Below are 13305 nucleotides of genomic sequence, written 5' to 3'. Positions count from 1 at the left end.
GTCTCCTATAATCTGAGAATGTCGATCAGCCGCTGTAGGGCGGCCTCGTCTATGCCTGCATCACGCGGGGCAGAAGGCTGGCTTGCATCACGCGCGGCCGAGCCGATCAGCTCCGAGAGCATCTCGGAGCGAATGGTGCGGGAAAAGCCCGCGCCGGCGAGCGCGGCCTCGGTCTGCCGGCGAGCCATCAGCCCCCGGTCTATGTTTTTCGCATCGCAGGCGTCGGCGGAAAGGTCATCCGCAACGACATCGGCAAAGCCGTTCTTCACGGCCTCGGACGGACCCATGAAGGTCTCGGCGTCCATCAACTTCTCGATGCCTGCGCGCTTCATTCCGGTGCGCGCCTGATAGATGCCGGCGATCGCGGCATCGAACTGATCGAATAGAGTTGCTGCCTCGCGCATGTCATGGCGGTTGCCGATCACCACGCCCCAGGCATTATGCACCATCAAGAATGAGCCCGGCCCCATGCGGATGTCATCGCCGGCCATGGCGATGATGGAGGCGGCCGAAGCCGCCCATCCCAGCACCTCGACTGTCACCTTGGCCGGATGAGCCCGCAATAGATTGTAAATGGCGATACCTTCGAACATATCGCCACCGGGCGAATTGATCCGGACGGTGATATTCCGATTGCCTATCGAACGCAGGGCAGCCGAGATGCGGTTCGTGGTTACGCCACCGCCCGACCAAGCATCCTCGCCGATCACCTCGAACATTGAGATGGTGGTGTCGGTGTCGCCATCGGAGGCACCCGCCGCAGCTGCGAGCGGCGTCTGGGCCCATTTCGCCAGCACATCGGAGGGCGCATCCCATTGATAATTCTGCGGGCGCACAAAGTTCCGCGCCTCGGGCAATTTACGCAGGCTCATCAGTAGGTCTCCAGCAGCAGGAATAGATATCCGCCGAGCGTGACGCCGCCGATGAAGATTCCGAAGTCAAAGGCAGGGCTGATGGCCGTCAAGCCGACAACCGTCATCACAATCAGCGTCGATGCCAGTTTCAACGTGTTCAGAATGCTCACTGGTTTCTGTCCTCAATTGTTACGGTGTTCGTCCGGTTCGTCATCACTGCCACCAGCAGCCGTGTCGCGATCACGCTCCTCATTCTCCGGCACACCGGCGGTGTTGGGCGGTGGATAGAAGATGTCGCCGCCGTCACGCGGGTTCTGGTCTTCGAGTGCGCGGATTTCGTTGGGGCTGTAGACGCCCCATTGCAGGCCTTTGACGTAGGCTTCCCAGCGGGCCTTGATGTCGCCCTTGACCAGCGCTGCCCGGTTGAAACGGGCGTAGAGCTGATCGTCCGTGCCGATCAGGTCGCGGTTGATCGCCTCTTCCCACATGGTCAGGTGGTCTTCGAGCGTGTAGGCGACGAAGCCGATCGACTGCTGCTCGATGCCGGTGCCCCAGCTGGTCGATTTTTCAGTGTCGCCGATCATGTGTGGCGGCACGCCGAAGAACATGGCGATATCTGTGCGACTGAACTTGCGACCTTCTAACCACTGCGCATCCTCGGCCGTCATGGCGATGCGGGCATAGTCCATGCCCTCTTCGAGGATCAGGTTTTTGCCTTCCTGCTCGCCACCGGAGCGGAATTCTTCGAGGCCGGCTTTCAAATTGGCGACCGCTTCCGGACCGAGCTTGTTCGGATGTCTCAACACGCCGCTGACACGGGCACCATTGCGGAAGGTGGTGGCGCCATGATCTTCCATCGCCAGCGACAGGCCGATGGTTTCGCGGGCATAGGAAATTGCCGATACGCCATGGACGCCGTCGAGTGTCAGCCCGACCAGGTGGAAGACTTCGTTCTGCGCCAGCTTGATGTCGCGGCCATCGTGGCGCGTATAAAGATACTCCAGCGCCAGATCGTCGGTCTGCTTCACCTCGACCCGATCCGGATGGAGCGGGATCAGTTCCTGCACCAAACCGCGCGAGCGCACGATCATGGCATAGGCATTGCCGCGCAACAGCAGATGCGCTTGCAGCATGCGGCGGAACTGCGAGGGCATCTGCCAACGGTTCGGCTTGCGTCGCAGCACCGACCAGATCGGCCTGTCGGAGGCATCCTCGCGGGTGCGCTCATCGACGCGACGCTTGATGTGCAAGGGCAGCGTCGCCACCGCGCCCGAGATAATGCGCACGCAGGCATAGACGGCGGCCACCCGCATGGCGCTGTTGGGTGTAACCGTTGTGCCCGATGCCGTGACATTGCCGGCCCGCAATGCCTCTTCCAACTGCTGCGCCGTCGTGATGACCAGGCCGCCACCGGCATCCTGGAACGACGCGCGCGGAGATGCAGTCGGCGGTTTTGCACCGCCGAACCAATTCGACCAGAATGCCATAAGGTTGCTTTCGTCAGCCGCGAGGTGATCGACTACGCAGCCATGGATCGTGATGATGCGGCTCGACTCACAGCATCAGGATGCCGTCGCTTTGACTGGTGGGTTTTGACCGCTTGGTTGTGACATCAGTGGTCATGCACGGTGTTCGAACAATTCTCCCGTGAATACAAATGTACAAACATTCCGATGCTGTTAGTCCGTTAGCCGGTCCTCGCAGCACCAGGAGCATCGATCGGTACGGCGGGTTCTTGTTGAGATGAGATGTGACGGCTACGATCGTCGCATGATTTCTGAGCGTGAAGGGTTCTCATGTACACTCATATTCTCATTTCCACTGACGGCTCTGAACTGGCACAGAACGGCGTCGACCATGGCCTGTCGCTGGCGAAAGCACTTGGCAGCAAGGTTACGATCGTCACGGTGACAGGGCCGTTTCCAATCGCCGCCGTAGACGCTGGCCGATCGATTGCTGCCTATGTGAATCAGTTAGAGGCTGACAATGAGGAGCATGCAGAAGCTATCCTGTCAGCAGCGAAAGCGGCGGCAGAAAAAATGGCGCTGACGGTCGAAACACTCCATATTCCGAACGCTTTGCCGGCTGCAGCTATCATTGATGCGGCGAAAACGCAGGGTTGCAACCTGATCGTCATGGCCTCCCATGGGTACCGTGGGATCAAGAGAGTCCTTCTGGGCAGCCAGACTGCGGAGGTTCTTGCTACTGCGCATATCCCGGTTCTTGTGATTCGCTGACAGACCAGACTTTACAGCATCAGGATGCCGCGGCTCTCGTAGACCGAGCGACCGGCATTGATGTCACGGGCCAGTGCCCGGCCGAGCGCGTTGCAGATCGCGACAACGCCGTCGATGCGCTCGCTCGAGCGTTCCTTGTCCGGCTTGATATTGCCGGCCGGATCATGACGCACGGCAACGTTGGAGGCATTCCAGCGCAGCACCGGGTGGCCGCCATGCCAGAGCGATCGTGACACCGACAGCCGCTCCAGCTCCGCCGTCGGTGCCGCCATGCTCAGGAAGCCCTGGCCGAACTGGACGAGGGTCAGCCCCTCGTCCTGCAGATGCTGGACAATCTCGCCGGCAAAGGTGCGGTCATAGGACAGCTCGCGCAGATCGTAACGGGAAGCCAACTCGATGATTTCTTTCTCGACGAAGGCAAAGTCGGTGGCGTTACCGGGCGTGGCCGTCAAAAATTCCTGGTCACGCCAGACATCGTAGGGCACGCGGTCGCGGCGCACTCGGCGCACAATATCGTCCTCCGGGATGAAGAAGCGGCAGATGACGATCCACTTGTCTGCAAGATCACCGAGATCGTCATCGAGCGTCGGCGGGAACAACAACGCGAAGGCCGACAGATCATTGACCCGGGCAAGGTCCAGCCCGCCATAGCATTCACGGCCAAGAAGCTTCTGTTCCAGTTCCTTCATCTCGTGTTTGACGATGCGCCAGTCGGTGACAGCTGGCAGGCCGTTTTCTTCCCATACGCTCATGTCGAGCCAGCGCGTGATCTGCTCTGTCCATTCGTTCAATCTGAGGCGGCGGATCGCATTCTGCTGCGCCGGCATCTCTTTCGCTTCATCGATCTGACGTTTCAGATCATCGACTTTCACCGTGACCCCGAGGCTCGGATTGGCCTTCACCCACACTTCGGGATCGGTCCAGTCGTCGCCCTCGTCGATAGTGGCAATATAGCTGAACCAGCTGTCGGACGATTCCGTCGGTACCGTGCCCTCCAGCGCCTTGACCGAGAACTCGTGATGCTGGCGACAGACGGAATGGCGGTCATAGCCCGCCGTGGTAATCTCGAAGATCAGCGGCTGACGTCGGGCTCCCGTTGCCGTGTTCAGCTTCTGGATGATTTCCGGGCCTGGATGTTCATGCACCTCGTCGACGGCGGCAAAATGGATGTTCAGCCCGTCCATCTTGCTGGCATCGGCCGACAGCGGCCGGAACCAGGACGAGGTCGGCAGCACGGCCAGATTGTTCACCGTCCTTGTGATGCGCGCCTGCAGGGCCGAACTTGCAGCCACCATGCGCTCGGCCTCGCCAAAGACGATGCGGGCCTGATCGCGCGTTGTTGCCGCCGAATAGACATGCGCACCGGGCTCGCCATCGGCGATCAAGGCATAGAGCGCGGTGCCTGCCAGAAGGACCGACTTGCCGTTCTTGCGCGCCACCTCGACATAGGTTGTGCGGAAGCGGCGCAATCCATCCTTGCGCTTCCAGCCATAGAGCGAGCCGACGACAAACTGCTGCCAGCCCTGAAGCACGAAGGGCTCACCCGCCCATTCGCCGGTCGAGTGGCGCAGATGGCCGAAGAAGTCGATCGCATGACGTGCCGCAGCGCCATCCCAGACCAGGCCGCGTTTTGCCCCCAACTTCAGGTCCGCGAGGTGCCGCTCGCAGGCCAGACGCACCAGCCGGCCAGCGACGATCCGGCCGCTGACGACAGCGCGTGCGTAGGCCGTGACCGGACAGGACGACGCTTTCCTGGCCGAGCCGGATTTACGCTTTTCTACCACGGGTCAAAAATTCCTCGAATGGATCACTGGTCTCAGCCGGCTCCGCCATGCGGATGCGCGAGCGGCTCGACGGCGTCAGCCCGAACTCGGCCTCGATCTGCGCCATTTGCGCCAGGCACTTGTTGGCCACCGCCAGGAACGGGTTCTGGATGATGTTGTCGTTCGACGTCTTCACCACCGGCCCACGGCGTTTCACTTCAGCTTCCGCCTCCAGCCAGCGCCGCCAGATAATGACGTAGCGGGCGAGCGCGCCGGTATCGAGCTCGGTCATCACGCCATGTCGGGCAAGCAGTTCCGCCATCGCGGTGAACTTCGCGCGAGCTTCATCATCAAGGTGGTCGGGCGGTTCTGGCGTTGCTACCACCGGCTTCGGCTCGGCCTTGTTCAGGCGGTGCGGACGGGCCGTGCCCTTGACCAGTTTCAGATGGGTCGGCAGCGGCTTGCGGCCGGCCATATCGGTTTCTCCTGCAGTCAGCGCGATTTCCGCGCCGACGTCAAACAAGCAATCAAATGATCCACTTGGGCGTTGATGTCCTCCCCGTTCAGAGCATGAGTGTCAGGGCGAACAGGAAGGACCACGCCATGACGAACGTCAGCAATGCCAAAGCCATCGATGCATTCCTCGCAGCCAAATTCGAGATCGACGCGATCCTCGAGCGCCTCACGGCGCTGAGCGACGACCACTTCAATACCAACCCCGACGAGATCCATTGGGGCCATGTCGGAACGCTCGAACGCACCCGCGCGAAGCTGCGCGAGATCAGCGACAGCGCCTTCAGCGAAGGCGAGCACGTCGAATAGCCCATCCCTTTTCCGGGTCCCGCCCGCCGACTGGCGGGCTCGGCCTCGTAGAAGGGTTCGCATCCTGCGCACCCCGATACGGGAGACCACCCATGACCAAGCTTTCCGACACGCAAGCAATCATTCTCAGCGCCGCCGCCCAGCGCGACGATCGGATCGTCCTGCCATTGCCAGCCAGGCTGAAGGGCGGAGCCGCTACCAAGGTGGTCGACACCATGATTGCAAAAGGCCTCATCGAAGAGGTCGAAGCGCGCCGCATCGCCTTGCAGCCGCAACTCAGCGACCGGGTTTGGCGCGAGACCGGCGATGGCCATGGCACCACGCTGATCATCACCGATGCGGGTCTCGCCGCTATTGGCATTGCACCTGACGAGGCACCCGAACCGGATGCGCAGCGCTCAGCCACAGGCGCCGACACGGGCGCTTCGGCGGGCGGTGCAGACAACGACGCCACTTCGAGTGATACCGCGCCCACCGCGCCCGCTGGCGCAACATTGCGTGCACAACGTACGCCACGCGAAGGAACCAAGCAGGCGACACTGATCGCGATGCTGCGCGCAAAGGATGGTGCAACCATTGCCGAGATCGCCGCCGCCACCGGCTGGCAACCGCACACCGTGCGTGGTGCCATGGCGGGTGCGCTCAAAAAGAAGCTCGAGCTCATCGTCACCAGCGAGAAGGTCGAAGGGCGCGGGCGGGTCTACCGGTTGCCCGCAGCCTGACGTCGCAGCTCTCATTCTGTCACGGCCGTCGCCCCGATGGGGCGGCGGTTGCCTCGTTGGCGCTCCGCATCCGGATGGCCTCGGACACCCGCCGCAATGTAAAGCTGCGCGCGATCGACACCACGGTGAAGATGGCACCCATGGCCATGTTGTTGGCCAGCGTGGTCGACAATCCGAACAGCGGAAACACCAGGATCTGCGCGATCACCGCAATCCCATAGCCGACGGCAACATTGGTGAGCGATTCCACCAGCGACATGGTGCGCGACTGTTTCATGCCGCTGCGGCATCCCCGGTATCGGGCACGCGCTCGGCGGCGATCTCGTCGAAGCTGCGGCCGTCGCCATCCCGCGTTGCCGCCTTGCCGGTGAAGGCCTGCCAGCGCCGGATGACCACGTCACAGAAGGCCTCCGACAATTCGAGACCGTAAACCTTGCGGCCGGTCTTCTCACCGGCAATCAGCTGCGAGCCGGAGCCCGAGAACGGCTCGTAGCAGATGTCGCCCGGACGGGTGTGCAGTTGCATCGGCAGCGTGAACACGCGCACCGGCTTCGAAGTCGGATGCTCGCGGGTTTCGATTTCCGAGGACGGAATGTTCCACACCGTGGTCGGCCAGCTGTCAAAGCCCTCGCGGTTGATGCGGGGCTTCCTGCCCCGGCGCCAGCCGAACAGGCAGGGCTCATGCGCCCACAGCATCACCGAGCGCGTCAGCACCGGGCGCGACTTGGCCCAGATGATCTGCTGGTGATGCAGCACATCGAACTGATCCCAGACCGTTTCCAGCATGCGCTGGCGGCGCGAGGCGTGCCAGCAGTACCAGGCGACGTCCTCGGCAATGGCATGCTCGATCGCCACCTTGCAGAAGGCCTCGTAGAATTGCGGACCCTGGCTGGAATCATCCCAGTGCGGCTGCTCGATATAATCGTCGCCCCAGTCCTTGTTGGCGATTTTCTTCGCCCGCGCCGAGGCGGTCTTCTTCGTCGGATGGTTGGTTCCGTCATAATCAACGAGATAGGGCGGATCGGTCGCGAACAATGCCGCCCGCTCACCCGCCATCAGGCGAGTGACGTCGGCACCGTCGGTGGAGTCGCCGCACAGCAGCCGGTGATCACCCAGCAGCCACAGATCGCCGCGCCGCGAGACCGGCGTTACCGGCACCTCCGGAATGGCGTCGTCTTCAGTCAGGCCGTCCTGTTCGTCGCGGTTGCCGTAAAGCAGGTTCTGCAGCTCGTCGTCACCGAAGCCCGTGAATCCGAGATCAAAGCCGGCCTCCTGCAGGTCGGACAGTTCGAGCCCGAGCAATTCCTCGTCCCAGCCGGCATTCATGGCGATGCGGTTGTCGGCCAGCACCAGCGCTCGGCGCTGGGTTGCCGAAAGACCCGACAGCACGATGGTCGGCACGGTTTCCATGCCGAGCTTGCGCGCTGCCAGCACCCTGCCGTGGCCGGCGATCAACGTGCCGTCCTCGGCAATCAGCACCGGATTGGTGAAACCGAACGCGCGGATCGAGCCGGCGATCTCAGCAACCTGCGCATCCGAATGCGTGCGGGCGTTGCGGGCATAGGGCACCAGCTCATCGAGCGGCCGGTATTCGACGGCAAGTCGGCGGTCGCCGTGGGCGGCCTCGATGGTGGCAGGAACAGCCATTTCCATTTTTCGTGTCCAACAAAATCAACATTCTGATTGCGCACCCCCCGTCGCCATTTTGGCCACGGATGCGCGTTTGGTGGCGCGCGGACCTGCGCGTTGAGGCTCTAGAGATTTGACCTCCCCGGGGGCCTATGAGCAGCGCCGCGCATTGCCGAAGCCGCCGTCCTGCACCGCCGTCTTCCTGCCGTGGCACGATGCGCACAGCGCCTGCCAGCGATTGCGATCCCAGAACACCGTCTCGTCACCACGATGTGGATCGATGTGGTCCACGACGCTGGCCGGGCGGATCACGTCATGGTGCTGGCATTCCATGCACAGCGGATGCTCGTGGAGGAAGGCCTCGCGTTCGGTTCGCCAGCGCTTGGAGTGGTAGAGCGCGCGCGACACCGGATCGCGGGTGCGATCATAGTCATGGTCGCGCTCACGCTTCTCGCGCCGTCCGACCGGGCGATGGAGCGGTGGGCGAACGGGCATGGTGCTGGTCTCAACGGTGCAGGTGATGTTGACGGTGCCGGAAACGACAACGCCTGCGATGGATCATCTCCGTCGCAGGCGATAGTCTCCCGAGCATATTCAGAATCTACCTCAAACAAACCGGTTCTGTCCGTTCGAAAACTGTCCGGCGGACATTCTTCGTGTGGCTACGAAGTGCTACCAGCCATGATGGCGTTCATGCGAAGCCGCGCCGTCAGTCGGATCCGTCGGCGGGATAGAGCACTTTTCCATGATCGGCTCTTTGTGCGCGCGGCGTTGGCGTGGCGTGATCGATATGCCCGGGCGCCATCAGATGATCGACGGCGTGACCGTTCAAAAGCAGGTAGTCAGTGATGATTCTGCGATGACACCGCCACCAAACCGCTTCCGCGCACATCAAGGCAAGTCGCTGGTTCTGACCAAGACGAACGAGCTCATCGAACGCCGCGCCAAACTGATCGCCCAAGGCATAGTCGGCGTAGTTGTGGAAGCTCTGAACCCGCCACATCGCATTGAGCTGTTCATCAACGCCGGACTGTTTCGACCGTCGACCGCCCAGCGCGGGACAATGCCGATATCCGATCTGAACTTGTTCAAGGTCAGCCGGCAGCCGATCGATGTTGAAGACGGGATTGCTCCGCGACCGTGGGAATGTTCGGACATCGATCAGCAGATCGACACGCGCCTCGCGCAGCATGTCTAAAAATTCGTCGAGACTGCGGTTGGAATGACCAATGGTGGTGAACTGTGCTGCCATCAATTTATCTTTGTCAGCGCAGCTTCCTTGTGAGCGGCGATATGATCAGTCTTGTCGCTTTTGATTTCATATTGCGGGTCATCCTTCGAGGCGCGGTGCCGGTGCCCCTTGTAGTCAAAATCCGCATGATGAACTGTGACAATCTTGCCGCTCACCCGACCAGCCTCAGAATTCCAGCTCACGTGATCACCAATAGAAAACTTCGACACATCGATCTCCTTATTTCGAAAGTAATGCCGTAGCGATGGTATCTGTTCCGGGATGACAGCCCCACTTGTCCGCCGCAAAAACATCCCGCATCCGTCCGATGACATAGCGCCGCGAGTGGTTCTTAGGCACCGGCTGCCGATTGAGCCTCATGGCGATGATGCAGAGCGCGTAGAGCCAGCGCTCATTGGCGGCAGAGCGTTGCAAACCAACTTTCCAGCAGATCACTTTCCACGGCGCGTTGTGGGCGCGCATCCAGACGATCCTGCCGTCGGTCGAGTCGAGACCGATGGTCCAGGTGAGCGTTTCTTCCATGCGGCTGATCGCAGCCGGTGACGGCAACAGTCGCATCGGCTTCGGCTCCTGGCTGACCAGATCCGCAAACTCGTGCAAATAGTCAGGCCAAGTGTTGAAGTACCCCTGCCGTCGTGGTTCGGGCAATCGCTGCAGCACCGCAGCCGCCTCGGCAAGACGCTCCTCGACCAGCTTTAGCGTCCAGGCCGGACCGGTCATCGTATACGTCTGATTGCTGTCGACATGCTCAAGTCGGTCGTTCATCGGCGCTCTCCCACCAGTACGTATCCGTCGCGATCGTGGTCACTGGTGCCACCTTGACGCCGGGTTATTGCTGTTTGATCGCCATGACTGTCGGCATAGCGAACGATCGCAACCACGGTTCTGTCGAAGAGCGCCACCGCCCACATCGCTGGATCGATGGGCTGGGCCCCGAGCCGTTCTGCCTCGCGATCGAGAAAACGCCATGCGGTGACCATACGTTCGATCTCGTGGAGCGCGTCCTGGTTGCCGCCCTCGCGCAGCGCCATCGAGACTTTCATGTGCTGCGAATAGAACCGCTTTTCCAGATCGTCGGGAACCAGGGCCGGCAGCCGGCACGATCCCCGTTTGCGCTCCATGTCGCGCGCCACCGCATCGAGCTTGCGGAGCCCTGCCATCATGTCGACGCCGATGCCCGATTTGGACCTCGCCGCCAGCTTGGCGGTGTCGAAGTCATAGGCCATGGTGAGTTCTCCCCTTGAGCGAGTTGTCACCATTTGGCCTCGCGCGCGCGAAACAGATGAACTTGGCGCCAATGTCCGAAGGACGGAAATTTTTGTCTGTGTCTCTACGCGCAAGGCCAAATGGTGACAAAAACACGTCGCGAACGGTGACAACTGGCGATTTCGGCTGTCGCGAATGGTGACAATTGGCTGCCTGGCCCAGCGTCGCGAATGGTGACAAGTGTTCATTGGCTTCTCCCGAAGACCTGGTTTGCTGTGTCGCGCAGTCCCTGTTTGCGGCGCACTTCCTCGACAGCGCGGCTGGCAAACAGTTCATGGACACGCGGATTGATCCCCCATCTGAGCGTGATGGAGTTCTTCGGCGGGGCGATCTGCTCGACCCAACCCAGGCTTTCGAGCTGCTCCATCACCCGCTGAATCTGCTGGCGGGTCATCGCTCTCATCACGCGGGAGCCACGCTGGCAGTCCCGGACGGTCATCACGTCCGGCTTGGCGGTGAGAATGTAGCTGGCGGTGCTTTGGAGCTCATCCTGCTCGTCCGACATGCCGAGGATGTTGCCGTAGAAGGCCGCGGCATGCTTCAGGACGAACTCGTGCAGGAACGCCGCCACCCGCGAGGCGGTATCGCCCGATACCTCTGGCGGAATGACGCCGCGATTGACGTTGAGGATCGAGTGCCAGACGACGCAGAACCGTGCGAAGATGCCGTCATACTTGCCGATGTGGGAGGCGAGTTTCCGGTTCATCCCTTCGATATCCATCAGGGCAAGATGCTTGGCTTCCAATTCCTCGCGGACACGCAGTGCCTCGTCGGAGAAATAAAGCGTCAGACATTCTGTCTCGTCGTGGCTGCTACCGAACGAGGCGGTGCCGGTGATGCTGATGGCGGTCAGCTGCTCGACCAGCGCCTCATAGCGTTCGGTGGTGCTGGAGATCGGCGCATCCTTACCGACGGAGGCCCGCTGCAGGACGACCGGCAGCAGGCGCTGCAGCAGGCCGTCGTCGACACTCTCCTTCGCCACGGCGGCGATGGCTTCAGGCTGGATGCCGCCGAGCATCGAGACCGACAGGTTCTCGATCAGCGAGACGCCGCGACCGATACGATTGACGGCATATTGGCCACCATTGAAGGATTGCAGCCAGAAAGCCCGGTCCTTGGCAGCACCTCTGCCGCCGCTGTTGTATTTGTCCATCGCGCCGAACCAGCCGGAGAGCTCGTCCTGGATCAGCAGGACCCCATCGGGGCTATCACCCAGCACCTCCTGCGCGGCCTCAATGGTGGTGTCTTCGATACGCAGGCGGCGTTGGCGCGGGCGCTCCGCCTCTTGCGCTCGTCCTTGGCAATCTCGTCATAGCGCGCCTTGTCAGCGAGATACTTGCGGACCAGACCACCATCGAGGCGGGCGATGGGGCGCATGGCTTGTCCAACGATCGGGCTCTTCTTGGTACTGGGTGAGCCGATCAGCGCAACCCATAGGCGTGCGTTCTCGTACCAGTGGCCGTGGCGTTTCACCTTGATCCGGACGCGATCGGGGATGGCGGCGGCACACACCGCAAGAGCTGCCATGGCAAGGCCAGCCGGATCGGCGCCCATCTGCTCAGCCTGACCGAATGCGAATGCCTCGATGGGGCGTGGCAGGACGCCGGTCGGCAGCACAGGTGGCGACAGTTTCGACCAGAGGTCGACCGGATCGTCCGAATGCGATGGCGGTGCCGTCGGCGCAGTATCGTCGACGACGATCGAGTCTGCGACCTTTTCTTTCGCCGCCGCCGCGACCTTGGTGTCCCACTGCCGCATGGCGTAGACCCACTTGTCACGGAAGGCGGAGAGACCGCGCCCTTCGTCGTCCAGCGTTCTGTCGGCTGCCTGCGAGCGCACCTTGCGCTCATAGATGGCGTAGACCTCCAGCAGCTTCTGCTCTGTCTCGCGCTCGGACGGGGCGATCGGGCATTCGCGACACCAGTCGACGATCGCCGCCCACACAACATCGCGCATATAAGCGTCGCGACCATCGATGATACGGCCCCAGGCGTCGGTAGCCCGTGGTGGCGGTGATGAATGACTGACCATCGTCGGCGTGCGCGATGGGGATGAAGAAGACGACAGCACCGGTGAAGAGGCCAACGTCGGCGCCAGAGGCAAGGCCTGCGAGGCTCCGACTTTTTTCAGCAGCCATTGCGGCGCTTCGGCTAACTCGATCTCGAAGGGCGAGAACAGCCATGTGTACGAGTTGCCGTTCCTGTGCCGCGACGGCGGTGCAATGACAAACCCACCCTCGGCGCGCACATCGATGCCGGCGATCGTCTGCTGCGTATTCCTGACGGAATGATGATCGGGATAGCGGAAGTAGATGTGCTGACCACCGCCGCCTGTTCTGGCCCGCCAGGTCTCCGGATCACAGCCGAGTTCGTGCTCGGCAATCCAGCTGTCCCAGGTGGCGGAGCCGGAGACGCTGCCTTTCTCGTCGAGATCGATGACCAGCAGCTTCCAACCATTGCCGAGCGAGGCAGCGCCGGACAAGAATCCCATGCGGTAGTTGGCGCGGTGTTCACCGCCGTCGCCATACCAGCGATCATGAACCGTCTGCGGGATCCCGGTCTGGAACTCCTTCCACTGGCCGAGCGGGATTTTCTCGCGGCCGGCAGCGGGGATCACCGCCAACCCGAGCGCGCGATAGCCATCGGCCCATTGGTAGGCGCTTGCAAAATCATTTGGCAATTCTACGGTCATTACGCGCGCCCCATCTCCAAGCTCATTGTTTCGTGGTGATGGACGGGGATCGGAAGGCGGCCGCCTCCC

General features: G+C 61.8%; 15 protein-coding genes and 1 pseudogene. 3 read left to right on the top strand and 13 right to left on the bottom strand.

Annotation, left to right across the window (positions count from 1 at the left end):
• Positions 1-5: 5 nt before the first annotated feature.
• From ACMYR2_RS03075 to ACMYR2_RS03065, 3 genes are read right to left on the bottom strand one after another with little or no spacing between them, the layout of a single operon-like run.
• Positions 6-872, bottom strand: a complete 867-nt coding sequence (locus ACMYR2_RS03075) for a head maturation protease, ClpP-related (RefSeq protein ID WP_416193669.1) — start codon at positions 870-872, stop codon at positions 6-8.
• Positions 872-1024 carry a hypothetical protein gene (locus ACMYR2_RS03070; RefSeq protein WP_416193668.1) on the bottom strand — a complete coding sequence of 51 codons (153 nt, stop codon included), beginning with the start codon at positions 1022-1024 and terminating at the stop codon, positions 872-874. The genes ACMYR2_RS03075 and ACMYR2_RS03070 overlap by 1 nt, the downstream gene beginning before the upstream one ends.
• A gap of 12 nt (positions 1025-1036) precedes the next feature.
• Positions 1037-2341, bottom strand: coding sequence for a phage portal protein (locus ACMYR2_RS03065; RefSeq protein WP_416193667.1), 1305 nt, complete (start codon positions 2339-2341; stop codon positions 1037-1039).
• A 309-nt stretch (positions 2342-2650) separates the two neighbouring features.
• Here ACMYR2_RS03065 and ACMYR2_RS03060 point away from each other — a divergent pair, with 309 nt between their 5' ends.
• Entirely contained in the window at positions 2651-3091 is a 441-nt protein-coding gene (locus tag ACMYR2_RS03060; RefSeq protein ID WP_416193666.1) for a universal stress protein, read from the top strand.
• Between the two features lie 11 nt (positions 3092-3102).
• Here ACMYR2_RS03060 and ACMYR2_RS03055 read toward each other — a convergent pair whose 3' ends face one another.
• Both ACMYR2_RS03055 and ACMYR2_RS03050 read right to left on the bottom strand, forming a co-directional pair.
• Positions 3103-4770, bottom strand: a complete 1668-nt coding sequence (locus tag ACMYR2_RS03055; protein ID WP_416193665.1) for a terminase large subunit — start codon at positions 4768-4770, stop codon at positions 3103-3105.
• A gap of 88 nt (positions 4771-4858) precedes the next feature.
• On the bottom strand, positions 4859-5329 hold the full coding sequence (locus ACMYR2_RS03050; protein WP_416193664.1) for a phage terminase small subunit P27 family: 471 nt from the start codon (positions 5327-5329) through the stop codon (positions 4859-4861).
• 128 nt (positions 5330-5457) lie between these two features.
• Here ACMYR2_RS03050 and ACMYR2_RS03045 point away from each other — a divergent pair, with 128 nt between their 5' ends.
• Both ACMYR2_RS03045 and ACMYR2_RS03040 read left to right on the top strand, forming a co-directional pair.
• Positions 5458-5676 carry a hypothetical protein gene (locus ACMYR2_RS03045; protein WP_416193663.1) on the top strand — a complete coding sequence of 73 codons (219 nt, stop codon included), beginning with the start codon at positions 5458-5460 and terminating at the stop codon, positions 5674-5676.
• Positions 5677-5768: 92 nt separating this feature from the next.
• Positions 5769-6398: a DUF3489 domain-containing protein gene (locus ACMYR2_RS03040; RefSeq protein ID WP_416193662.1), complete on the top strand. Its 630-nt coding sequence runs from the start codon at positions 5769-5771 to the stop codon at positions 6396-6398.
• Between the two features lie 19 nt (positions 6399-6417).
• Here the strand turns inward: ACMYR2_RS03040 and ACMYR2_RS03035 are convergent, their stop codons facing one another.
• From ACMYR2_RS03035 to ACMYR2_RS03000, 8 genes and pseudogenes are all read right to left on the bottom strand, one after another.
• Positions 6418-6675, bottom strand: coding sequence for a hypothetical protein (locus ACMYR2_RS03035; RefSeq protein WP_416193661.1), 258 nt, complete (start codon positions 6673-6675; stop codon positions 6418-6420).
• Positions 6672-8045, bottom strand: coding sequence for a site-specific DNA-methyltransferase (locus tag ACMYR2_RS03030; protein ID WP_416193660.1), 1374 nt, complete (start codon positions 8043-8045; stop codon positions 6672-6674). Before ACMYR2_RS03030 ends, ACMYR2_RS03035 begins: the two co-directional genes overlap by 4 nt.
• Positions 8046-8177: 132 nt before the next feature.
• Positions 8178-8522, bottom strand: a complete 345-nt coding sequence (locus ACMYR2_RS03025) for an HNH endonuclease (RefSeq protein WP_416193659.1) — start codon at positions 8520-8522, stop codon at positions 8178-8180.
• A 214-nt stretch (positions 8523-8736) separates the two neighbouring features.
• Positions 8737-9219, bottom strand: coding sequence for a DUF488 family protein (locus tag ACMYR2_RS03020; protein WP_416194051.1), 483 nt, complete (start codon positions 9217-9219; stop codon positions 8737-8739).
• 59 nt (positions 9220-9278) lie between these two features.
• Positions 9279-9488: a DUF2945 domain-containing protein gene (locus tag ACMYR2_RS03015; protein ID WP_416193658.1), complete on the bottom strand. Its 210-nt coding sequence runs from the start codon at positions 9486-9488 to the stop codon at positions 9279-9281.
• Positions 9489-9498: 10 nt separating this feature from the next.
• Positions 9499-10044, bottom strand: a complete 546-nt coding sequence (locus tag ACMYR2_RS03010; protein WP_416193657.1) for a DUF6362 family protein — start codon at positions 10042-10044, stop codon at positions 9499-9501.
• Complete coding sequence (locus ACMYR2_RS03005) at positions 10041-10505, bottom strand: hypothetical protein (RefSeq protein ID WP_416193656.1); 465 nt, start codon at positions 10503-10505, stop codon at positions 10041-10043. The genes ACMYR2_RS03010 and ACMYR2_RS03005 overlap by 4 nt, the downstream gene beginning before the upstream one ends.
• Positions 10506-10729: 224 nt before the next feature.
• A pseudogene (locus ACMYR2_RS03000) lies at positions 10730-13236 on the bottom strand (DUF3987 domain-containing protein).
• Positions 13237-13305: the final 69 nt, after the last annotated feature.

The sequence above is a fragment of the Nitrobacter sp. TKz-YC01 genome, from assembly GCF_047824785.1.
Classification (GTDB): Bacteria; Pseudomonadota; Alphaproteobacteria; order Rhizobiales; family Xanthobacteraceae; genus Nitrobacter.
This window is presented reverse-complemented; position numbering and strand designations above follow the sequence as displayed.